The sequence below is a fragment of the Streptomyces griseoflavus genome (assembly GCF_014649995.1).
Taxonomy (GTDB): Bacteria; Actinomycetota; Actinomycetes; order Streptomycetales; family Streptomycetaceae; genus Streptomyces; species Streptomyces griseoflavus.
Map to the genome: position 1 here is coordinate 412,313 of NZ_BMUC01000001.1, position 21,960 is coordinate 434,272.

The following is a 21,960-nucleotide window of genomic DNA, read 5'->3' on the forward strand; positions in this document are numbered from 1 at the left end:
ACCTGACGGGGGCCGCTCCTCTTCCGCCGGGGTGCCGGGCTACGGGACCTCGCGGCCGTACGGGCGGACGCGGTGGCGTGGGGCGGCCGTCCGGCGGGGCGGGCGGGTGAGGGTGATCTGGCGGACCAGTTGCTGGAAGCAGGCCAGGGCGGCCACGCCCGGGAGGGCCGCCGCGGCCGTGTCGGTGAGGGTGCGGGGGGCCTCGGCCACGCAGAGCAGGACCGCGACGGAGGAGAAGAGCAGGACGACGAACCAGGAGTGCAGGGCGCGCCGTTGGTGGAGTGCCGCGCGGAGGATGGAGAGGGAGCCCGCCAGCCAGGGGCCGTAGACCAGGATGGGCCACCAGGCGGAGGAGCTGCCGCTGCTGTGCGCGGTGGTGACCAGGAGCAGGGGCTCGTAGGTGACCACGCCGCTGAAGACGCTCACCATCGACACGGTGACCGCTGCCATGGCGGCGATGACGTAGCTGGCGACGCGCAGTGCGTCGGGGCGTTTGCGCGGGGGCTTGCGGTGGCCGCGCGGGGCCGGTGCGCGCAGGGGCGGCAGTTCGGCCGTGATCTCCTGGAGGTTGCCCATGGGGCTGCCCGCGGGCGGTGCGGTGACCGAGGGCTCCTCGCGCGGAGGCGGCACGGTTCTGCCGTACTCCTCGCCGCGGGCCTCCTGGAGCAGATAGGCGAGCTCCTCGGCCGGGTCCCAGGGCGGGACGGTGTGGTCCATCGCCGGGTCCCAGGGCGGGACGGCCGGGTCCGTCGCCGGGTTCCAGGGCGGGACGGCCGGCTCCACGGGTTCGGCGTAGACGGCTCCGGCCCGGTGCCGTCCCGTGCCCGCCTCGTTGTACTGGTCCGGGAAGTCGGCGCCGTACCAGAGTGGGTCGTAGCGTTCATCATTCATGTCAGAATTGATTCATCGGGCCGGCGGGAGCAGTCAACGGCGGTTCTGCTACGTGGAGTTGGAGCGGTCCTGACCTGCTTGCCTTCATACAGCGACTAACGGCCCCTGTTTCACTTGGATGCGCGGCGAATGAGTGAACGCCCGTGCCGACCATTGCTTTGTACGAGCCTCGGAATTCCCTCTTTTTCGACTGGCGTTCAGCGGATGAGCGACATCGGTGCCGCCGTGGGGCATCCGCCCGGCCCGCTGCGGCGTCTACGCCGGTATGGATCTCGGGAAGTCGCCGGAGCCCGCGCGGGGTGAGGGCTGCCTGGTCGTGGCGATTCGCGTGCCCGTGCGGATCGTGGTGCTGGTGCTGGTCGTGCCGGTCCGGATGGTGGGGGACGCGCTCGTCGCCGGCGGGCGGTTCCTGAACGACGCGGTGTTCCGGCCGGTCGGGCGGGCCCTGCTGTGGGCGGGCCGGGCGGTGTTCGTGTGGCCGTTCGTGGGGCTGTGGCGCCATGTGCTGGTGCCGCTGGGCAGGGGGCTCGGGTGGCTGGGGAAGGTACTCGTCGTCCTTCCGGCCGTGGCGTTGTACCGCCATGTGCTGACGCCGCTCGGACGCGCGGCCGTATGGACGTACGCGCGGGTGCTGACTCCGCTCGGGCACGCGTGCGCCGCCGCCGGGGCGGCGGTCCGGGCGGGGCTGGCGCTGCTGGCGCGGCATCTCGTCGTCCTGCCCTCGGCGTGGGCGTACCGGTGGATCCTCACGCCGTTGGGGCACGCGGGCGTGTGGTGCGGCAAGGGGCTCCTGTGGGGGGTGGCGGCGATCGCCACCGTGATCGGTGCGGGGCTGTACTGGACCGCCCGCGTCCTGCTGGTGCTGCCCGCGCTCGCGGTCCGGCGCTGGGTGCTGGTGCCCGCCGGGCGGGTGCTCGGGGTCGTCGTGCGGGAGATCGGGGCCGCGCTGGGGCACGCCTGGCGGGTCGCCGGGTACGTCTCCCTGGCCGTCGGAGGGCTCCTCGGGACGCTGCTGCGGTGGACGTTCGTGGAGCCCGCGCGGTGGGTGTACCGCGGGGTGCTGACACCGGTGGGGCACGCGGTGCGGGACGCCGTGCTGCGGCCGGCCGTCGAGGCCGGCCGTCGTGCGGGACGTGCCACACGACAGGCGCTCGCCTCCGCCCGCGTGACGGCCCGTCAGATCCGGGCCGACATCCGGCGGGTGCTCGTCGGCGGGCCCGGGACGCCCGCCCCGAACGGGGATCAAGGCGAGGAGCCGGTGCGCGACGTGCGGAGGGTGAGTGAAGGTCGGAATCTGCTGACGAAGGGCTGACCTGCGCCTTTGGTGCGCTGCGGTGTGGTTGGCGTGGCCTGTGCACGACCGGCACGTCCTGGGCGGCCATGAGCGTCCACCTCCACGGGGAGGGCGGCGGCACCGGCACGCACGCGATGCCGGTCTCGTCCCGGCGCTCCCGGCCCCCGGCCGGGTCCCCACGCCGCCCCCAGCCGGCGCCCGCGGCGTACGCGCAGGACCGCGCCGCCGCACCGGCCGGGAACGGCACCCCCGGCCGCCGGGAACCGGCGGCTCCGCCCGGACGTACTCTGAAGAGGACCACGACCCCCGTTCCCGGGCCGGGACACCGGGGTAGTCGTACGGCCGTACGCTGGATAGGGAGGCGCGCACCGCGTCTCCCTGCAACGAGGAGAAGATCCACTGGGCAAGCGACAGCCCGAAGGCCCGCCGCCCGCACCCGCGGTGCAGCGCATCCGACTGCGCTACACCAAGCGCGGCCGCCTCCGGTTCACCAGTCACCGTGACTTCCAGCGCGCCTTCGAGCGCGCGCTGCGCCGCGCCGAGGTGCCCATGGCGTACTCGGCGGGGTTCACGCCGCACCCGAAGGTGTCGTACGCCAATGCCGCACCCACCGGCACGGGCAGCGAGGCCGAGTACCTGGAGATCGCGCTCACCGAGCCACGCGACCCCGAGCGGCTGAGAGGCCTGCTCGACGAGTCGATGCCCGCCGGACTCGACATCGTCGAGGCGGTCGAGGCCCGCACGTCGGGCCTCGCCGACCGGCTCACCGCTTCCGTGTGGGAGCTGCGGCTGGAGGGCGTGGACCCCGAGGACGCCCGCCGCGCGGTGGACGCCTTCGACGCGGCCGGGACCGTCGAGGTCCAGCGCCGCACCAAGAACGGCGTCCGCACCTTCGACGCCCGTTCCGCGGTCGTGGCCCTGGAGAGCGCCGATGCGCGCTCGTCGCAGCCTGATAGGCCGAGCGACCAGCCCTGTGCGATACTGCGGCTGGTTGTTCGGCACGTGACGCCTGCCGTACGACCCGACGACGTCCTGTCCGGTCTCCGCGCCGTGGCCGACCTGGCGCCGCCGGTCCCCGCAGCGGTGACCAGGCTGGCGCAGGGGCTGTTCGATGAAGAGACCGGCACGGTGACCGACCCGCTCGCGCCCGACCGCGAGGCAGCAGCGACCGAGCCGCAACCGGCCGGCGCCACTGCCGCCGCGACGGCGCCCGCGTAGGGAAGGTCCCGCGTAGGGACGGACGTCGTGAAAGCGCCGCCCTCGACCTCGGGAGCCACCTGGGTCGGGCAGCGCACCGACCAGAAGACTTTCGCCAGGCCGTGCGCATTCGGTGTACGGAACCGGCGAGACAGGACACAGAGAGCTCCCGAGCGGCGCCCGCGCCCCGGACGGCGGTAACCGCGCACCGCGCGAACCGCGGACGTCACCGGCATCGCCGGACCAGGTGCGGCGCCCGGGAGCCTGACGGGAGAAACGCCCGCATGCTCGAGCCGATCGAGCCCACCGAGGGCTCCGAACCGAACACCCCCAGCGACACCCTGCCGCCCCGGCGGCGGCGTGCCGCGTCCCGCCCGGCGGGCCCGCCCGCCGCCGCGGCCGACACGACGGCCGAGACCGTCGAGCCGGCCCTGCCGCCCGCGGAGTCCGGCGACACGCCCGGGTCCGCGGGGCCCGTGGACGCGCCGGACAACTCCGGGGCCGAGGAGAAGACCGAGACCGCCGCACCCCGGCGGCGCCGTGCGGTCCGCCGCGCGGCCGCGCCCGCCGGGGCACCCGCGGAGGCCGCGGAGACCGTCGTGGCGGCGACCCCCGCCCCGGACGCGACCGCTCCGGCTCCCGAGCCCGCCGTCGCCGCGGACTCCGCCGACGACGCCGCGCCCCGGCGCACCCGCCGCCGCGCCACGCGCACGGTGACCTCGCCGCCGGCCGGTGCCGAGACCCCGGAGGCCTCGGAGACCGCCGGCTCCACCGCCACCACCGAAGCGGCACCCGCGGCGGCGCAGACGCCCGCGACGCCCACGACCGACGAGGACGCCGCCCCGCGCCGCACCCGGCGCCGCGCGACGCGCACCGCCGCCGCGCCGGCGACGACCGCCGAAGCGGCCGTGACCGAGGACAGCGCCGAGCAGACGCAGACCCCGGCCGAGCAGGCGCAGCCCTCCGCGGAGCAGGCCCAGACCCCGGCCGAGCAGGCCCAGCCGGCCGAAACCGCCGACGCCGACGAGGACGCCGCCCCGCGCCGCACCCGGCGCCGTGCCTCGCGCCGTGCCTCCGCGCCCGCCGGCGCCCCGGTGACCGCCGAGACGGCGGAGGGCGACGCGGGTGAGCCCGCGCAGGCCGCCCCGACCGCCGAACAGGCCCCGGTGACCGGGGACGAGAAGCGGACGCAGGCTCCCGCCACCGAGCAGACCCCCGCCACTGAGCAGACCCCCGCGACCGAGCAGGCCCCGGAGGCCGAGCAGGCCCCGGAGGCCCCCGCCGACGACGCCGCTCCGCGCCGCCGCCGTCGCGCGGTCCGCAAGGCCGCCGCCGGGTTCGCCGAGCCCGCGCGCTCCGCCCGGACCGCCGCCCCGTCCACCGGCTCCGACGAGCCGGAGGGTTCGCCCCGCCGCCCCGCGCGCCCGGCCGTCGCCGTGTTCCAGCCGCCGGTGTTCACCGAACCCCGCTTCCAGACCCCCGAGCGGGCCGCCGCCGAGGCCGCGGCCGAGGTCGCCGCGCCGGCCGAGCCGGAGGAGGAGACCGAGGAGTTCGCGGAGGAGCAGCCCGCCGCTTCCCGCGGCCGCAGCCGCCGCCGTCGCCGGGGCGCCGGTGACGAGACCGAGGCCGCCGCACCGGCCGCCGAGGCCGCTCCCGCCACCCACGCCGAGACCGAGGACGACGAGGCCGACGAGACGGCCGAGGACCACGCCGACACCGACGACCAGGACGACAGCGAGTCCTCCGGTGCGCGCCGCCGCCGTCGCCGCGGCGGCCGTCGCCGCCGGCGCGGCGAGTCCGCCGACTCCGACGCCGAGGGCGGCGAGTCCGGGGACGAGGACGCCGACACCGAGCGGGTCGCCTCGGAGCAGGCCGCCCAGGACGCCGAGGACACCGCCGAGCAGACCGAGGAGGACGCCGAGGACCGCGAGGACCGCGACGACTCCGGCGGTTCCAGCAGCAGCCGTCGCCGCCGTCGCCGCCGTCGCCGGGCCGGTGACAGCGGTGGCGAGAGTGACGCCCCCACCGACGACCCCGAGCGCACCGTCGTCAAGGTGCGCGAGCCGCGCAAGGCGAGCGAGCCGTCGGACGAGGTGCAGTCCATCAAGGGCTCCACGCGTCTGGAGGCCAAGAAGCAGCGCCGCCGCGAGGGCCGCGAGCAGGGCCGCCGCCGGGTGCCGATCATCACCGAGGCCGAGTTCCTGGCCCGCCGCGAGGCCGTCGAGCGCGTCATGGTGGTCCGCCAGTACGGCGACCGCACGCAGATCGGCGTCCTGGAGGACGGGGTGCTCGTCGAGCACTACGTCAACAAGGAGCAGGCCACCTCGTACGTCGGCAACGTCTACCTCGGCAAGGTGCAGAACGTGCTGCCGTCGATGGAGGCCGCCTTCATCGACATCGGCAAGGGCCGCAACGCGGTGCTCTACGCCGGCGAGGTCAACTTCGAGGCGCTGGGCATGGGCCACGGCCCGCGCCGCATCGAGTCCGCGCTCAAGTCCGGTCAGCCGGTCCTGGTCCAGGTGACCAAGGACCCGATCGGGCACAAGGGCGCCCGCCTCACCAGCCAGGTCTCCCTCCCGGGCCGCTACCTCGTGTACGTCCCCGAGGGCTCGATGACCGGCATCAGCCGCAAGCTGCCCGACACCGAGCGGGCCCGGCTGAAGACCATCCTCAAGAAGATCGTCCCCGAGGACGCGGGCGTCATCGTGCGCACCGCCGCCGAGGGCGCCAGCGAGGACGAGCTGCGCCGCGACGTCGAGCGGCTCCAGGCGCAGTGGGAGGAGATCAAGAAGAAGTCCAAGAACGGCGGCAGCGCGCCGACGCTGCTGTACGGCGAGCCGGACATGACCGTCCGGGTCGTGCGGGACATCTTCAACGAGGACTTCTCCAAGGTCGTCGTCAGCGGCGACGACGCGTGGGAGACCATCCACGGGTACGTCTCGCACGTGGCGCCGGACCTGGCCGGGCGGCTGTCCCGGTGGACCAGCGAGGTCGACGTCTTCGCCACGTACCGGATCGACGAGCAGCTCGCCAAGGCGCTGGACCGCAAGGTGTGGCTGCCCAGCGGTGGCTCGCTGGTGATCGACCGGACCGAGGCGATGGTCGTCGTCGACGTCAACACCGGCAAGTTCACCGGTCAGGGCGGCAACCTCGAGGAGACGGTCACCAGGAACAACCTGGAGGCGGCCGAGGAGATCGTGCGCCAGCTGCGGCTGCGCGACCTCGGCGGCATCATCGTCATCGACTTCATCGACATGGTCCTGGAGTCCAACCGCGACCTGGTGCTGCGGCGCCTGCTGGAGTGCCTGGGCCGCGACCGTACGAAGCACCAGGTCGCCGAGGTCACCTCGCTGGGCCTGGTGCAGATGACCCGCAAGCGGGTCGGCCAGGGCCTGCTGGAGTCGTTCTCGGAGACCTGCGTCCACTGCAACGGGCGCGGTGTCCTCGTGCACCTCGACCAGCCGGCCGCCGCCGGCGGCGGCAGCAAGCGCAGGAAGCGGGCGCGGGCCGGCGGGGCGGAAGCGCCGCACGAGCACGAGCACGAGGCCGTGGCCTCCCCGACGGCGGAGCAGGAGGCCGAGACCGAGGCCGAGTCGGTGGCCGAGGTCGCGGCCGAGGCCGCCGAGCCGGTCTCCCTCCCGGCACCCGAGTTCACGCCGGACGAGGAGCTGTACAGCAGCGCCGCCGAGGCGGAGGCCGCGGCCACCCGTGGGCGTACGCGCCGCCGGGCGAGCCGGCGGGCGTCCGCCCCCGCGGGCGCGCCGAAGCGGGAGACCGCCCCGGCCGCCCGGGCAGCCGAGGTCACGCAGGCACCGAAGGCCGCCGGCGAGCGGGCCGAGGAGCGCGTCGGGACCGAGGAGCCCGTGCCGGCCGGCGCCCCGACGGCGCAGGACGTGACGGCCGCCGAGGAGGCCGCGCGTCCGGTGCAGCCGGAGTCGGCGGCCGAGGCGCTCGCCGAGCCCGCGGCCGTCGAGGACGCCGTGGTGCCCGAGGAGGCCGCGCCCAAGGCCCGTACGCGTCGCCGGGCCACCCGCAAGGTGTCCGCGCCGGCCGGTTCCCCGGCGGGAGCGGAGGCCGCGGTGGTCACGGTCACGGAGCCCGCGAAGACGCAGGAGGCACCGGCGGCCGAGGAGGCCCCCGCCGAGGCGCCCGCCCCGGCGGAGCCCGAGGCCCCGGCCCGCCCGCGCCGGCGCGCGGTGCGCAAGCCGAGCACCTCCACCGCGTCGGAGGACACGGCCGTCGTGGTCGTCCCGTCCGCCCCCGCCGAGGAGCCGGCACCCGCCGGGGAGCCGGCACCCGCCGGGGAGCCGGCGCCCGCCGGGGAGCCGGCCGGCGAGAGCACGGTGACCGCCGAGGGCGAGGCGGAGGCCGCTCCGGCCAAGAAGACCGTCCGCAAGGCGGCCAAGAAGGCCACGGCGAAGAAGGCCGCCACCAAGAAGACGACGACGGCCAAGAAGACCGCCGCCAAGAAGACGACGACGGCCAAGAAGGCGGCGACCGCCACCAAGACGGCCGCCGCCAAGAAGACGACCGCGAGGAAGACGGCGTCGAAGAAGACCGCGGCCGCGGCTCAGCAGCCGCCGTCCTCGGTCACCGCCGGCACCGAGGACTGAACGGTCCGCCGGGAGCGGCGCGGGGCACCGGACAGCACCGGTGCCCCGCGCCGCGCCGTGCAGCTGAAATGACTGTCCGTCACATTGGATTCGAGTGAGGCCGTACCGTGCGCGCACGTGGTCACTTATTGACCATTCGAAGGTTTCTCTGTGGTAACTATGAGGAATTGCCCCTCTCATCTGCTGGTAACGTAATCGCGGTCTCGGCCGCTGTTCTTCCGCCGCCGTGGACTCAGCCGCTCACCGCGACCCGCGCGGGCAGCGGCTGTTCTCCGTCAAAGGCTCCTCGGGGCCTGAGCCCGCGCGGAGGCCGGTGCCGCCGACGGCAATCGGTTGAATTCAAACAGCACGGACACGGACGTCCCGCGCTCGGGACCGTCCCTTCCCGATCACATCGCGAGGCGCCCACGAGGCCGCCGAACGAGGAGGGGGAGCGTCGATGACCGACGCCCATGAGTTGATACCGGCCGCCAGGCCCGTCATCGACGAGGAGGAGATCGAGGCCGCGGTACGCGTGCTGCGCAGCGGCCGCGTCGTACAGGGGCCGGAGGTGGCCGCCTTCGAGGAGGAGTTCGCCGAGCTGGTCGGCGGGCGGCACTGCGTCGCCGTCAACTCCGGTACCTCCGCACTGCACCTGGCCCTCCTCGCCCTGGGGATCGGCCCGGGGGACGAGGTCATCGTGCCGTCGTTCTCCTTCGCCGCCTCCGCCAACGCGGTGCGGCTGGTCGGCGCCGACGTGGTCTTCGCCGACATCGAGGCGGACAGCTTCTGCCTGGACCCGGCGGCCGTCGAGGCGGCCCTCACCCCGCGCACCGCGGCGGTCATGCCAGTCCACCTGTACGGCCACCCGGCCGCCATGGACCGGATCATGGACATCGCCGGCCGGCACGGCCTCGCCGTCGTCGAGGACGCCTGCCAGGCCCACGCGGCCGCGCTGCACGGCACGCCGGTCGGAGCCTTCGGCAGCGCCGGAACGTTCAGCTTCTACCCGACCAAGAACATGCACGCCCTCGAGGGCGGCATGGTCAGCACCGGCGACGCCGAGGTGGCCCGCGTCCTGCGCCTGCTGCGCAACCAGGGCATGGAGCAGCGGTACGCCAACGAGATCGTCGGCGCCAACATGCGCATGACGGACGTGGCCGCCGCGATCGGACGGGTGCAGCGCGGCAAACTGCCCGCCTGGACCGAGCAGCGCATCGCCAACGCCGCGTACCTCACGGAGCACATCTCCGCGCCGAACGTGGTCACGCCGAAGGTCGCCGAGGGCGCCCGGCACGTCTACCACCAGTACACCGTGCGCGTCCGGGGCGACCGCGACGCCGCCATGGCCCGCCTCAGCGAGGCCGGCATCGGCAACGCGGTGTACTACCCGACGCCCATCCACCGGCTCAAGCCGTACTGGGAGCCGGACCAGAAGGCCGGCCGGACCTGGGACCTGCCCGAGACGGAGCGCGCCGCGGCCGAGGTCGTCTCGCTGCCCGTCCACCCGGGTCTGGCACCGCGGGACCTGGAGCGCATCGTGGCCGCCGTGAACGCGCTGGGGGAGCAGAAGTGAGCACCGCCAAGCGGCTGCGGGCCGGACTCGTCGGCCTGGGCTCGATGGGACGCCACCACGCCCGCATCCTGTCCGGTCTGGAGGGCGTCGACTTCGTCGGCGTCGTCGACCCGATGGGCGACAAGCACGGTGCCGCGCAGGGCGCGCCCGTGCTGTCCACCGTCGAGGAACTCATCGACCTGGGCGTCGACTACACCGTGGTCGCCTGCCCCACCGCGCTGCACGAGACGGTCGGCCTGCAGCTCGCCGAGGCCGGCGTCTGCGCGCTGATCGAGAAGCCGCTCGCCGACACCGTGGACGGTGCGCGCCGTCTGGTGGAGGCGTTCGAGTCGCGCGGCCTGGTGGCCGGCGTCGGACACATCGAGCGCTGCAACCCCGCGCTGCGTTCGCTGCGGGCGCGGCTGGAGGCGGGTGAACTGGGCGACGTGTACCAGGTCGTCACCCGGCGCCAGGGCCCCTTCCCGCACCGGATAGCCGACGTCGGCGTGGTCAAGGACCTGGCCACCCACGACATCGACCTGACCGGCTGGGTCACCGGCGGCGCGTACGCCTCCATCGCCGCGCACACCGTCTCCAAGAGCGGCCGCCCCCACGAGGACATGGTCTCCGCGGTCGGCCGCCTCGACGACGGCACGATGGTCAACCACCTCGTCAACTGGCTGAGCCCGCTCAAGGAGCGCTTCACCTCGGTCACCGGTGAGCGCGGCTGCTTCATCGCCGACACCCTCACCGCCGACCTGACCTTCCACTCCAACTCGGCGGTGGCCACCGAGTGGGAGGCCCTCCAGGCCTTCCGCGGCGTCGCCGAGGGCGACATGATCCGGTACGCCATCCCCAAGCGCGAGCCGCTCCTCGTCGAGCACGAACTGTTCCGGGACGCGGTGCTCGGCCGGCCGGCCGACATCTGCACCTTGCGCCAGGGCCTTCGTACCGTTGAGGTGGCGGAAGCGGTTCTCAAGTCGGCCGTCGACGGCAGTACCGTCCATATCGACCGCGATGAGCGAGCGGCCGCCGAGTAAGGCCGGCCCGCTCCGCTCCCGGCCCCCCTGGTACAGGGGGGCCGCACTCCTGTCCCATCCGGAGGAAGTACGTCATGGAATCCCCTGCTCGTAGGCCGAGGCTCGCAGTGATCGTCGCCAACGGCATCACGGGCGACTCCCGTGTCCAGAAAACCGCTGTGGCCGCGGCACGAGACGGATGGGATGTCACCCTGATCGGCAGGAGCGACACCAAGCGCGTCCAGCGGTCGAAGATGGGGCCCATCGACGTGATCCGGGTTCCGGTGGGTTCGGACTACGCGCGTGAGGTGAAGAACCGCAGGGGACGTTCCCTGCGCTCGGCCGCCACCCAGTTCCACCTGCCGGACCAGGCGGCGTTGAAGCGCTACACCGCGTCCTACCGGGCCTGGGTGCGCCAGAAGTCGGCCGAGAGCAACTGGTCGGGCGCGCCGCGACGGACGTCGATCAAGGCGATGCTGAGGGCCCGGCGCTCCGTGCACCGGCTGCGCGTGCAGGCGTTCAAGTGGGAGCAGCGGCGCAAGCCCGGCAACCAGACCCCGGTGCGGGACTGGCGTCTGGACTGGCCGCAGGTGGTCGATCTGGACCTCGCCTTCGGCCCCGTGATCGAGGGCGTCGAGCCGGACGTCATCCACGCCAACGACGTCACGATGATCGCCACGGCCGCGCTCAGCGTCGCCCGGCTGCGGGCCCGCGGCCTCGAGTGCGCCTGGCTGTACGACGCCCACGAGTACGTGCGCGGCGTGGAGTGGCCCAACCCCCGTCAGGCGTACGCGCTGCCGGCGGTGGAGGCGGAGTTCATCGGACGGGCCGACGCCGTCGTCACCGTCTCGTCCCAGATGGCCGAGCTGCTGAGCGGCGACCACAAGCTGCCCACGCCGCCGCTGGTCGTGGGGAACGCGCCGGTGCGGGAGGTGATCGGCGGTGGCCGGTCGGCCGCCTCCGTGCGCGAGGCATGCGGACTGGCCCCCGAGGTGCCGCTGATGGTCTACTCGGGCTGGATCGGCCCGGAGCGCGGCGTGGACGCCGTCATCGACGGTCTGAAGAGCCTGCCGGGGTTCCATCTCGCCCTCGTCCACGGCCGGATGACGCCGATGCTGGAGCAACTGCTCGCCCGGGCCGAGTCCCACGGTGTGGCCGACCGGGTGCACCTGGTGCCCTACGTGCCGCAGCACGAGGTCGCCGACTACCTGTCCTCCGCCGACCTCGGCCTCACCCCCTTCCGGCGCGTGCCGAACTGCGAGGTGTCGCTGCCCACCAAGGTCGCCGAGTACCTCCAGGCCGGTCTGCCCCTGGTCACCAGCGACGTCAAGGTCATCAAGGCGTACGTCGAGAAGCACGGCGTGGGCGAGGTGTGGACCTGGGACGACCCGGCGACCTTCGCCGAGGCGGCCGCCCGGGCCATGCAGCACCGCGACAAGCTCGCCGACGCCATCACCGAGGACATCCTCACCGACCTGTCCTGGGAGGCGCAGAGCGACAAGCTGCTGCAGCTCTACCGCCGGCTGTCGAAGAAGACCCCGCCCGGCCCCCGGCACGACGTCTCCTGGACCGTCCAGGAGACGCCCGACGCCGTGCGGACCGAGCGCACACACCCCTCGGACGGGACCCTGACCTGGCGCAAGCTCGACGACACCCGGATCCGGCTGGGCCTGGGCCCCGCCAACTACGCCGGTCAGGGCGCCGCGTTCGCCCAGGTGATCACGCGCGCCAACCCGGACGTGTCGGCCGAGGTCGTGATGAACAAGCGGCCCGAGTCGTTCGACTACCCGGCCGACGTGTACGTCGACGCGGACCGGCTCCGGGACCTCGACGTCCAGGTGCAGCAGATGGAACGGGTCATCGGCCGCCTCACGCACCTCCTCGTCGACGCCTTCATGCCGGTGTTCGGCCACCTCAACGGCCAGTCCATCGCGGGTGACGTGGACGCGCTGAAGCAGGCCGGTATCAAGGTGGCGCTGCTCGCCCACGGCAGCGAGATCCGCCACCCCGGACAGCACATGGCGCGCCACCCCTTCTCGCTCTTCCACGACGCCCCCGACGGCATCGCCAAGAAGCTCCAGGTCAAGGCCGAGCGCAACAAGCGGATCGCGTCCGAACTGGGGCTGCCGCTCTACGTCACCACGCCGGACCTCCTCGAGGACCTGCCGACCGCCAAGTGGACGCCGCTGGTCGTGGACGTGGACGCGTGGGCCACCGACCGTCCGGTCATGGAGCGCGAGCGCCCCCTGGTGCTGCACGCCCCGTCCAAGCGGTGGACCAAGGGCACCGACCGGATCATGCCCGTGCTCACGGAACTCCACGACGCGGGACTCATCGAGTTCCGGCTCGCCGAGGGCGTGCCGTGGGCGGAGATGCGGGAGCTGGTCCAGAGCTGCGACCTCGTGCTCGACCAGTTCACCACGGGCAGTTACGGCACGTTCGCCGTGGAGGCGATGGCGGCGGGCAAGCCCGTGGTCGCCTACATCAGCGACGGTGTGAAGGCCGCGACGAACGGTGTCCTGCCCATCGTCAACGCGACGCCCGACACCCTGCGCGAGGTCCTGGAACAACTGGTGGACGACCGTGAGGGCACCGCCCGGACCGGCGCGCGTTCCGCCGGTTTCGCCCGCACCTACCACGACGGGACCTGGACCGCTCAGGTCCTGAGTGAGTTCCTGAAGTAACCGGTTCAGAAAGGTTGTTCATGGAAGCGCAGAGCGCTGACGTGCCTCGCCCGGCCAAGGGCCGTGTAGTCATGCTGGTGGACAACAAGGTCGAGGGTGACTCACGGGTGCAGAAGGCCGCCGAATCCGCGGCGGCCGCGGGCTGGGACGTGGTACTGCTCGGCCTCGTCCGCTCCGGCAGCGGGCGCACCTGGAAGCTCGGCGACGCCGAGGTCCGGCTGCTGCCGCTGAAGACGCCGCTGTCGAAGAGGCACGCGGAGCGGCACCGCTCCCCGCTGCGCCGCCCGTTCGCGTATCCGCCGGGGCCGATGGCCGCCTACCGCCGGCAGTGGGCCAAGGCCTGGCGGGCGGACCTCGCCACCCGCAGGGCGGCTCTGAAGGTGGCACCCGCTGCCGTCGGCGGCCCCCTGTTCCGGCGCGTCGAGCGCCTGCGCCTCCTGCTGGCCGGACCGGCTTCCAAGGCCCTGCAGAAGTGGGTCGAGTTCCGTGCGCGGCAGAGCCGCCAGGCGCAGAAGGCCGGCCGCGCCCTGCGCGGACCGCTCGACCGCGCCTACACCGCCCTGTGGACGAAGGCCAAGGGCAGGCGTGCCTGGCGTCGCCTCGAACCGGTCCTGTGGGACTACGAGCTGACCTACGGCAAGGAGATCGACGCCCTCGCCCCCGACCTCATCCACGCCAACGACTTCCGGATGCTCGGCGTGGGCGCCCGGGCCGCCGTGCGGGCCAGGGCCAGGGGACGCCAGGTCAAACTGGTCTGGGACGCCCACGAGTTCCTGCCCGGCGTCCGCCCGTGGGAGGACAACGCCCACTGGATCCCGGGCAACACCGCCCACGAGAGCGAGTACGCGCCGTTCGCCGACGCCGTGGTGACCGTCTCCGAGGGCCTGGGGGACCTGCTGAAGGAGCGCCACGGCCTCGCGGAGCAGCCGACCGTGGTGCTCAACGCCCCCGACCGCCCCGTCGAGCGCGACCCGGTCCTGGAGGACACCGAGCCGGAGCCGGACCTGCGCGCCCTGTGCGGGATCGGTCCGGACGTCCCGCTGGTCGTCTACAGCGGTTCTCCCGGCCCCCAGCGCGGCCTGGGCGACATGGTGGAAGCCCTGCCGAAGCTGGACGGCGTCCACATGGCGTTCGTCGTCCCGTCGCCGGCGGCCGCCTACATCCAGGGACTGCTGCAGCGTGCGCGGGAGCTCGGGGTGGGGGACCGGCTGCACGCCGTGCCGTACGTGAAGCACTGGCAGGTGGTCCGCTTCCTGGCCGCCGCGGACGTCGGCTGCATACCGATCCACCACTGGCCGAACCACGAGATCGCCCTCATCACGAAGTTCTTCGAGTACTCCCACGCCCGGCTGCCGCTCGTGGTGAGCGACGTGAAGACGATGTCCGAGATGACCAGGTCCACCGGCCAGGGCGAGGTCTGCCGGGCCGAGGACGTCGACGACCTGGTACGCGCCGTCAAGGCCGTGCTGGCCGACCCCGAGAAGTACCGCGCCGCCTACGACAAGCCCGGACTGCTGGACACCTGGACCTGGGAGGCGCAGGCAGAGGTGCTGGACGGGCTGTACAGCCGGCTGGTTCCGAGACCCTCGAAGGCGGATTCATGAAAGCGCGGACTCCCGACGTCACCGTCGTCGTCGCGGTCTACAACACGATGCCGTACCTGACGGAGTGCCTGAACTCGCTCCTCGGGCAGAGCATCGGACGGGACCGGCTGGAGATCGTCGCCGTCGACGACGGGTCCACCGACGACAGCGGCCGCGAGCTCGACCGTTTCGCGGCCCTGCACCCGGACACCGTCAAGGTGATCCACCAGGCGAACTCCGGTGGCCCGGCCGCGCCCAGCAACCGGGCGCTGGAGGTCGCCACCGGCCGGTTCGTGTACTTCGTGGGCTCCGACGACTACCTCGGTGAGGAGGCCCTGGAGCGCATGGTGAAGTGCGCCGACAAGAACGGCTCCGACGTCGTGGTCGGCAAGATGGTCGGCACCAACGGGCGGTACGTCCACCAGGCGCTGTACAAGGAGAACGCCGCGGACGTCAGCCTGTACGACTCCGCGCTGCCCTTCACCCTCGCCAACACCAAGCTGTTCCGGCGCGACCTGGTCGAGCAGCACAAGCTGCGCTTCCCCGAGAACCTGCCCGTGGGCAGCGACCAGCCGTTCACCATCGAGGCGTGCGTGCGCGCCCGGAAGATCTCCGTGGTGGCCGACTACACCTGCTACTACGCGGTGAAGCGGGGCGACGCCAGCAACATCACCTACCGCGCCGACCACCTGGCCCGGCTGCGGTGCACGGCGGAGATCATGGACTTCACCGCCGGGCTCCTTCCGGCGGGCCCGGAGCGCGACGCCGTGCTGCGCCGCCACTTCACCTGGGAACTGGCCAAGCTCGTCCAGGACGACTTCCCCGCCCTGGACCGTGACCTCCAGCGCGACATCTGCGCGGGCATCGCCCGGCTCGCCGACGCCTACTTCACGGACGGCATCCGGGACGCGATGGACGTCAAGCGCCGGGTGCGCATCTGTCTGGCCCGGGCCGGGGCGATCGATGCGCTGTGCGAGGCGATCACCTCGGAGAAGCTGCACGGGGCGCCGCCCTTCGTCGTCGAGGGCGACCGCGCCTACGCCCGCTACCCCGGTTTCCGCGACTCCCTGACGGGTCTGCCCGACCGGTGCTACGAGCTCGTCGGCGAGGCGGTCCCCGGCCGGCTCGCCCAGGGCACCGAACTGCTCGCCTCCGCCTGGGAGCAGGAGGGCGAGGGGATCACGTACACGGCGTCGGTCAGGGTGCCCGTCGTCGGTGACACGGCCGGTGCCGTCCTGCGGCTGGCCCGCGGGGCCATGCCCAAGTCGGCCGACAAGGCCGGCGCGAGGAAGCTGCGGGCCGACCACTCCCTGCCGGCGCCGGTGGGCCACCACAGCACCGAGCCCGCCGAGGACGGCGCCGGCACGGTCCTGCACTCCCGCGTACCGCTGGAGCGGTGCGACGCGAAGCTCGGCGCCCGGGTCTACCTGGAGGTCGCCGGGCTGACGTACGAGATACCCGTGCCCGGCACGGACAAGCCCATGCCGTTGTCCCGCCGCTGGGGCAGCCTCGACGACCCCTACCGCGCCGCCGCCGTCGTCAACGACAAGGGCCGCGTGGTGGTCACCACGGCCCAGATGTACCCGCCGAAGAAGTCCCTGGCCTCCCGGGTGAAGACCACACTCGTCCGCGGTTTCAAGAGGAAGTAACGACCGACCATGAACATCTGTGTAGTAGCGCTCGGCAAGATCGGGCTTCCGCTCGCCGTGCAGTTCGCCTCCAAGGGCCACCGCGTCATCGGAGCGGACGTCAACGAGAAGGTCGTCGAGCTGGTCAACGCCGGCGTCGAGCCCTTCCCCGGCGAGCACGACCTGGACGTCAAGCTCAAGCAGGCCGTGGACGCCGGGCTGCTCAGCGCGACGACGGACACAGCCGCCGCGGTGGCCGAGTGCGAGGCGGTCGTCGTGGTCGTCCCGCTGTTCGTCGACGCCGAGGGCGTGCCGGACTTCGGCTGGATGGACGCCGCGACCAAGGCGATAGCCCGGGGCCTCAAGCCGGGCACGCTCGTCTCCTACGAGACCACGCTGCCGGTCGGCACCACCCGTACCCGCTGGGCGCCGATGCTCGCCGAGGGCTCGGACCTGACCCCGGGCGAGGACTTCCACCTGGTCTTCTCGCCCGAGCGCGTCCTCACCGGCCGGGTCTTCGCCGACCTGCGCCGCTACCCGAAGCTGGTCGGCGGCATCGACGAGGCCTCCGCGGCGCGCGGAGTCGCCTTCTACGAGGCGGTCCTGGACTTCGACGCCCGCGACGACCTGCCCCGGCCCAACGGGGTCTGGGACCTGGGCACGGCGGAGGCATCGGAGCTCGCCAAGCTCGCCGAGACCACCTACCGCGACGTCAACATCGGCCTGGCCAACCAGTTCGCGCGGTTCGCCGACAGCAACGGCATCGACGTCAAGAAGGTCATCGAGGCCTGCAACTCGCAGCCCTACAGCCACATCCACCAGCCGGGCATCGCCGTCGGCGGCCACTGCATCCCGATCTACCCGCGGATGTACCTGTGGAACGACCCGGCCGCCACCGTGGTCCGCTCCGCCCGCGAGGCGAACGCCGCGATGCCCGAGTACGCCGTCGACCTGCTCGCCGCCGCCTACGGCGACCTGACCGGCGTCAACGTGCTGGTGCTGGGCGCCGCCTACCGCGGCGGCGTCAAGGAGACGGCGTTCTCCGGCGTCTTCCCGACCGTCGAGGCGCTCAAGGCGCGCGGCGCGGTGCCGTTCGTCTCCGACCCGATGTACACCGCCGGGGAACTGGCGGCGCACGGCCTCACCCCGCACGCCGGTGAGAAGGTCACCGCCGCGATCCTCCAGGCCGACCACGCCGAGTACCGCACCCTGACCCCGGCCGACCTGCCGGACGTCACGGTCCTCGTCGACGGCCGCCGCACCACCGACCCGGAGGCCTGGAAGGGCGTCCGGCGGGTCGTCATCGGCGGCTGAACCGGCTCCGCACACGGAACGGGCCCCGCACCACTGCGCAGTGGTGCGGGGCCCGTCCCGCGTTCTTCGCCGGTCAGGTGCGGGCGGCCCTCTGGTGCTTGCCGGACTCCTTGCGGAGGGTGTTGCGCAGCCAGCGCTGTGACGGCCTCTCCACGAACCGGTGCACGAGCCACGACAGCACCAGCAGCACGGCCGTGGTGATGCCCAGCGTGGCCCACGCGCCGACGGGTCCGTACAGGGTGCGGATCATCGCCCACCCCAGCTCCTCGTGGAGCAGGTAGAGGGGGTAGACCAGCGCGCCGGCCGTGGCCAGCCACTTCCAGCCGAACCGGTCGCACTTGTGCAGGGCGACCGCGAGGACGACCAGGTAGAAGACGGTGACCAGGGCAAGGGCGATGTAGGGGTCGCGGTCCAGGCCCTTCTCGTGGCGCAGCTGGTCGGCGTGCTGGACGAGGTCGCTCTGCATCACCAGCCAGCTCGCGGCGAGCAGGCCCCACAGCTTCAGGTCGGGGCCGAAGCGGTACATCAGGTACATCGCGATGCCCGAGACGAACAGCGCGGTGTTCAGGGGCTGGGCGAAGATGCCGAGCAGGGGCACGTCGTCGTGCTGCACCAGGATGCTCGCCAGCAGCCACAGCCAGCAGAAGACGGAGACACGGACGTAGTCCAGCCCCTTCCACAGGACCACCAGGAAGATCAGGTAGAAGGTGAGTTCCACCCACAGCGTCCAGTAGGCACCGACGAGGTGCCGGGCGGAGAGCGGCGCCTGGACCATGGTGAGGTTGGTCAGCGACTCGCTGAAACTCGGGGCCGTGCGCTGGCCGTCGGGCAGCCCGCGCCACACCAGGACGGCGACCACGACCGAGAACCAGTAGGCGGGGAAGAGCCTCAGGAAGCGGGCCTGCACGAACCTGCCCGGAGTGCGGTCCCACGCCGACAGGCAGATGACGAAGCCGCTGATGATGAAGAACAGCTGCACGCCGTAGGAGCCGTACGAGGCGTAGGGGAAGACCGAGGGGAACAGGTCCTTGGGGTTGATGCCCCAGTTCGCCTTGGTCGCCGCGTCCACGCCCATGAAGTGGAACACCAGCACCGACAGCGCGGCCACGACCCGCAGCGCGTCGAGGGCGTAGAGCCGCGGGGCGGGAGCGGGGGAGGGGCCCTGCCCGGGGGTGGTGCCGCCCGGCCGGTCCTCGGGGGTGGTGCCGCCCGGCTGCACCGGGATCTTGGCGTCGGTCTGGGACATGTGTCGTCCTCGTCGTGTGTCCAGGGCACCCGGACCGCCGTGTCCGGGCGCCGGAGCGGCCGGAGGACCGGACGCTCCGGTCGTCCGGGCCGCATCGGTCGGCTGCGGTTCGCTCACTCCGTCTCGGTGAGCGAGCCCTCCTGGGTCTCCCGGTACAGGCGGCCCGACTTCGGGCACTCCCACACGCCGGCCTCGTCCGGGCGCTCGACCAGCCGGACACCCTCGTGGCCGACCCAGCCGATCCGGCGGGCGGGCACACCGACCACCAGGGCGAAGTCCGGCACGTCCTTGGTGACGACGGCGCCCGCGGCGACCATCGCCCAGCGCCCGATGGTGACGGGGGCCACGCACACGGACCGGGCGCCGATGGACGCGCCGTCGGCGATCCGCACCCCGACGGCCTCCCAGTCGCCGCCGCGCTTCTGCTTGCCCTCGGGGTCCACGGAGCGCGGGTTGTGGTCGTTGGTGAGGACGACGGCGGGGCCGATGAAGACACCGTCGCCGAGTTCGGCCGGCTCGTAGACCAGCGCGTAGTTCTGCAGCTTGCAGTTGTCGCCCATGCGCACGCCCGAACCGACGTACGCGCCACGGCCGACCACGCAGCCCTCGCCGAGAACCGCGCCCTCGCGGATCTGTGCGAGGTCCCAGACGCTGCTCCCGGTGCCTATCTCGGCGCTCTCGTCGACCTGGGCGCTGGGCTGGACCCTGTAGTTCACTTCGTCTTCTCGCTTCCGGGAGGGCTGCTACGCCCGGTGAGCATACGCGGCCGGTGCCGGGGACCGCCGCCCGCACGGGCACGCGGATGCCCGCGGTCCGGGACGCCGTGCCGGCCCGCCCTCCCCGGAGACTCAAAACCACCGCGCGGGATCCTCGGCGCCGAATTCCGCAGGAATCCTTCCGAAATTCCGGACACCCCGCGTGCCGCGCATGCGTGAAATGGGCGGGAAGACGGTGGATGAAGTGGCCTTCGCCTTATCCGGACGGTCCTTTTCTGACACGACTGTTTTCGGTCATTCCTTCATCCGAGCCCGGGAACGGCCGCCGGCCCTCCCCGTGCGGCCCGGTGCCGGACCACCCGCGCACCGCCCGGCCGCGGCCACGCAGGGGCGATCCCACGTGGACAGCGGGTGAGCGCAAGGGGTTCATATCAGGACAAGCAAGGGGTGATCGGGTGCGCGGTGCCGCGGGGATTGCCGAGCTGATGACTCTTCTCCGGGTTTGTGCCGAGGGTGCAGGGCGGGAAACGCGGGGCGGGGGCCATCCGGCTGTGACCGGCCTTTGAGGAGTCTGTGAGCTTCCTGTGATTTATGTCATGGTCACCGAAACGTGATCCGCTATTGCAGGCCGACTTCGCGTGAAGCAATGATCCATTCAATTTTTGTTCCTCCTTATTTGCGGGGCATCTGTGTCAAGGGTGGGGAAAATGTGGAGGCGGCGGGGTTCTGCCGCCGTGCTCGTGGGAGCGCTGCTGACGTTCGGCGTGGGGGCCGGCGGAACGCCCGCCGCGGCCGCCGTCGCGTGTCCCTCCGGCGTCGAATCGGACTTCAACGGCGACGGGGTCAGGGACACGGCGGTCGCCGACCCGGAGGCGACGGTGAACGGGGTGCGGCAGGCCGGCGAGGTCCACGTCGTCTACGGCGGGGGCAAGGGCACGCTGACCGTCTCCCAGGCGCTGGACAGCCTGCCGGGCGGCCCGGAGACGGGTGACAGGTTCGGTCACGCGCTGGCCGTCTACGACGCCGACCTCGACGGGTGCAGCGACCTGGTGATCGGCACACCGTACGAGGACCTGGGCACCGTCCCCGACGCCGGAGTGGTGCAACTCCTCTACGGTTCCCCCTCCGGGCTCAACAGTGGGAAGGCCGTCAAGGAGTTCCTCCAGGGCTCGGACAAGCCGCTGAGCGGGGGTCCGGAGGCCGAGGACTGGGTCGGCTACGCGCTCGCGGCCGGGAAGACCGCCTCCGGCACGCCTTATCTGCTGATCGGCTGCCCGGGCGAGTCGATCGGCGACATCGAGGACGCGGGCGGCTTCCACTACGTCAGCGGCACCGCGCAGACCGCCACCCTCACCCACCAGGACACCGACAAGGCCGGCGCGGTGGCCGGCGTGGCCGAGGTGGACGACCGCTTCGGTTCCGCCATCGCCGCCACCCCCACCCACTTCGCCGTCGGCAACCCCGGCGAGGCGATCGGCACCACCCCCTTCGCCGGCGGCGCGGGCTACTTCAGCCACGCGCTCACCTCGGGCTACCCCAAGCCGCTCGGCGGGCTCTCCCAGGACCTGGACGGGATCAGCGGGGCCGAGGAGGTCGGCGACCGGTTCGGCGCCTCGCTCGCCATGGTCCCGTTCCGGTCCTCCGGCGCCACCACCACGACCCAGGTGCTGCTCGCGGTCGGCGTCCCGGGCGAGGACCTGTCGACGACGGTCGACGCGGGCGCCGTCCAGGTCTTCCGGATCGCGGCGAACGGCACCTTCGACGAGGTCGCCTGGATCGACCAGAACATCGCGGACCTGGCCGACGACGCGGAGGCCGGCGACTTCTTCGGCCAGCAGCTCGCCGCCGTCAGCACCGCCCCGAACGCCACCTCCACCGGCGCGAACACCCGGCTGGCCGTCGGTGTGCCCGGCGAGGAGTCGTCCGACGAGCACCAGGACAAGGGCGGCGTGCACATCATCCCCCTGATCGGTGCGCCCGGCGCCTCCGACGAGTGGATCGACCCCGGGTACGGGATCCCGGGCACTCCCGCCCACCGCCAGCTCGCCGGACTCTCCCTGGCGGCCACTCCTTCGCTGCTCTACATCGGCATGCCGTACGGCCCCGCCGAGAGCCGGGCGGTCCACGGCTTCCCGTGGAACGTGACCTCCGGCGGAGCCCCGACGGTGACGCTCAAGCCCGGCGAGGGCGGAATCCCGGCGGCCAACACGGCCTTCGGGGCGGCGGTCCGATGACGGCGGC

13 protein-coding genes are annotated in these 21,960 nt (G+C 72.8%); 10 read left to right on the top strand and 3 right to left on the bottom strand.

Annotation, left to right across the window (positions count from 1 at the left end):
* Positions 1 to 39: 39 nt before the first annotated feature.
* The gene (locus IE172_RS01820) at positions 40 to 891 is read right to left on the bottom strand and encodes an MFS transporter (RefSeq protein WP_190095249.1); all 852 of its coding nucleotides are present in this window, start codon (positions 889 to 891) and stop codon (positions 40 to 42) included.
* Between the two features lie 265 nt (positions 892 to 1,156).
* Here IE172_RS01820 and IE172_RS01825 point away from each other — a divergent pair, with 265 nt between their 5' ends.
* The 9 genes from IE172_RS01825 to IE172_RS01865 all read left to right on the top strand — a co-directional run bounded on the left by IE172_RS01825 (position 1,157) and on the right by IE172_RS01865 (position 17,757).
* Complete coding sequence (locus IE172_RS01825) at positions 1,157 to 2,203, top strand: hypothetical protein (RefSeq protein WP_229885746.1); 1,047 nt, start codon at positions 1,157 to 1,159, stop codon at positions 2,201 to 2,203.
* 423 nt (positions 2,204 to 2,626) lie between these two features.
* Positions 2,627 to 3,403, top strand: a complete 777-nt coding sequence (locus tag IE172_RS01830; RefSeq protein WP_190095250.1) for a TIGR03936 family radical SAM-associated protein — start codon at positions 2,627 to 2,629, stop codon at positions 3,401 to 3,403.
* A 263-nt stretch (positions 3,404 to 3,666) separates the two neighbouring features.
* Entirely contained in the window at positions 3,667 to 7,995 is a 4,329-nt protein-coding gene (locus tag IE172_RS01835; RefSeq protein WP_190095251.1) for an Rne/Rng family ribonuclease, read from the top strand.
* A gap of 439 nt (positions 7,996 to 8,434) precedes the next feature.
* The gene (locus tag IE172_RS01840; RefSeq protein WP_190095252.1) at positions 8,435 to 9,550 is read left to right on the top strand and encodes a DegT/DnrJ/EryC1/StrS family aminotransferase; all 1,116 of its coding nucleotides are present in this window, start codon (positions 8,435 to 8,437) and stop codon (positions 9,548 to 9,550) included.
* Positions 9,547 to 10,569, top strand: a complete 1,023-nt coding sequence (locus IE172_RS01845; protein ID WP_190095253.1) for a Gfo/Idh/MocA family protein — start codon at positions 9,547 to 9,549, stop codon at positions 10,567 to 10,569. Before IE172_RS01840 ends, IE172_RS01845 begins: the two co-directional genes overlap by 4 nt.
* Before the next feature lie 158 nt (positions 10,570 to 10,727).
* Positions 10,728 to 13,232, top strand: coding sequence for a glycosyltransferase family 4 protein (locus IE172_RS01850; RefSeq protein ID WP_229885747.1), 2,505 nt, complete (start codon positions 10,728 to 10,730; stop codon positions 13,230 to 13,232).
* 20 nt (positions 13,233 to 13,252) lie between these two features.
* Positions 13,253 to 14,836: a glycosyltransferase family 4 protein gene (locus IE172_RS01855; RefSeq protein ID WP_229885748.1), complete on the top strand. Its 1,584-nt coding sequence runs from the start codon at positions 13,253 to 13,255 to the stop codon at positions 14,834 to 14,836.
* Positions 14,833 to 16,464, top strand: a complete 1,632-nt coding sequence (locus tag IE172_RS01860) for a glycosyltransferase family 2 protein (protein WP_190095255.1) — start codon at positions 14,833 to 14,835, stop codon at positions 16,462 to 16,464. The genes IE172_RS01855 and IE172_RS01860 overlap by 4 nt, the downstream gene beginning before the upstream one ends.
* 9 nt (positions 16,465 to 16,473) lie before the next feature.
* Complete coding sequence (locus IE172_RS01865) at positions 16,474 to 17,757, top strand: nucleotide sugar dehydrogenase (RefSeq protein ID WP_190095256.1); 1,284 nt, start codon at positions 16,474 to 16,476, stop codon at positions 17,755 to 17,757.
* Between the two features lie 73 nt (positions 17,758 to 17,830).
* Here IE172_RS01865 and IE172_RS01870 read toward each other — a convergent pair whose 3' ends face one another.
* Positions 17,831 to 19,003, bottom strand: a complete 1,173-nt coding sequence (locus IE172_RS01870; protein WP_190095257.1) for an acyltransferase family protein — start codon at positions 19,001 to 19,003, stop codon at positions 17,831 to 17,833.
* A gap of 113 nt (positions 19,004 to 19,116) precedes the next feature.
* On the bottom strand, positions 19,117 to 19,719 hold the full coding sequence (locus IE172_RS01875) for an acyltransferase (protein ID WP_190095258.1): 603 nt from the start codon (positions 19,717 to 19,719) through the stop codon (positions 19,117 to 19,119).
* A 734-nt stretch (positions 19,720 to 20,453) separates the two neighbouring features.
* Between IE172_RS01875 and IE172_RS01880 the strand changes: the two genes are divergently transcribed.
* Positions 20,454 to 21,953 (top strand): VCBS repeat-containing protein, encoded by a 1,500-nt coding sequence (locus tag IE172_RS01880; RefSeq protein WP_229885749.1) that lies wholly within the window; start codon positions 20,454 to 20,456, stop codon positions 21,951 to 21,953.
* Positions 21,954 to 21,960: the final 7 nt, after the last annotated feature.

Excerpts from the sequence above, each read along its gene's own strand:
- IE172_RS01820 (WP_190095249.1), bottom strand. The coding sequence starts at position 891 with ATGAATGATGAACGCTACGACCCACTCTGGTACGGCGCCGACTTCCCG.
- IE172_RS01855 (WP_229885748.1), top strand. The coding sequence starts at position 13,253 with ATGGAAGCGCAGAGCGCTGACGTGCCTCGCCCGGCCAAGGGCCGTGTA.
- IE172_RS01840 (WP_190095252.1), top strand. The coding sequence starts at position 8,435 with ATGACCGACGCCCATGAGTTGATACCGGCCGCCAGGCCCGTCATCGAC.
- IE172_RS01835 (WP_190095251.1), top strand. The coding sequence starts at position 3,667 with ATGCTCGAGCCGATCGAGCCCACCGAGGGCTCCGAACCGAACACCCCC.
- IE172_RS01865 (WP_190095256.1), top strand. The coding sequence starts at position 16,474 with ATGAACATCTGTGTAGTAGCGCTCGGCAAGATCGGGCTTCCGCTCGCC.
- IE172_RS01825 (WP_229885746.1), top strand. The coding sequence starts at position 1,157 with ATGGATCTCGGGAAGTCGCCGGAGCCCGCGCGGGGTGAGGGCTGCCTG.
- IE172_RS01870 (WP_190095257.1), bottom strand. The coding sequence starts at position 19,003 with ATGTCCCAGACCGACGCCAAGATCCCGGTGCAGCCGGGCGGCACCACC.
- IE172_RS01860 (WP_190095255.1), top strand. The coding sequence starts at position 14,833 with ATGAAAGCGCGGACTCCCGACGTCACCGTCGTCGTCGCGGTCTACAAC.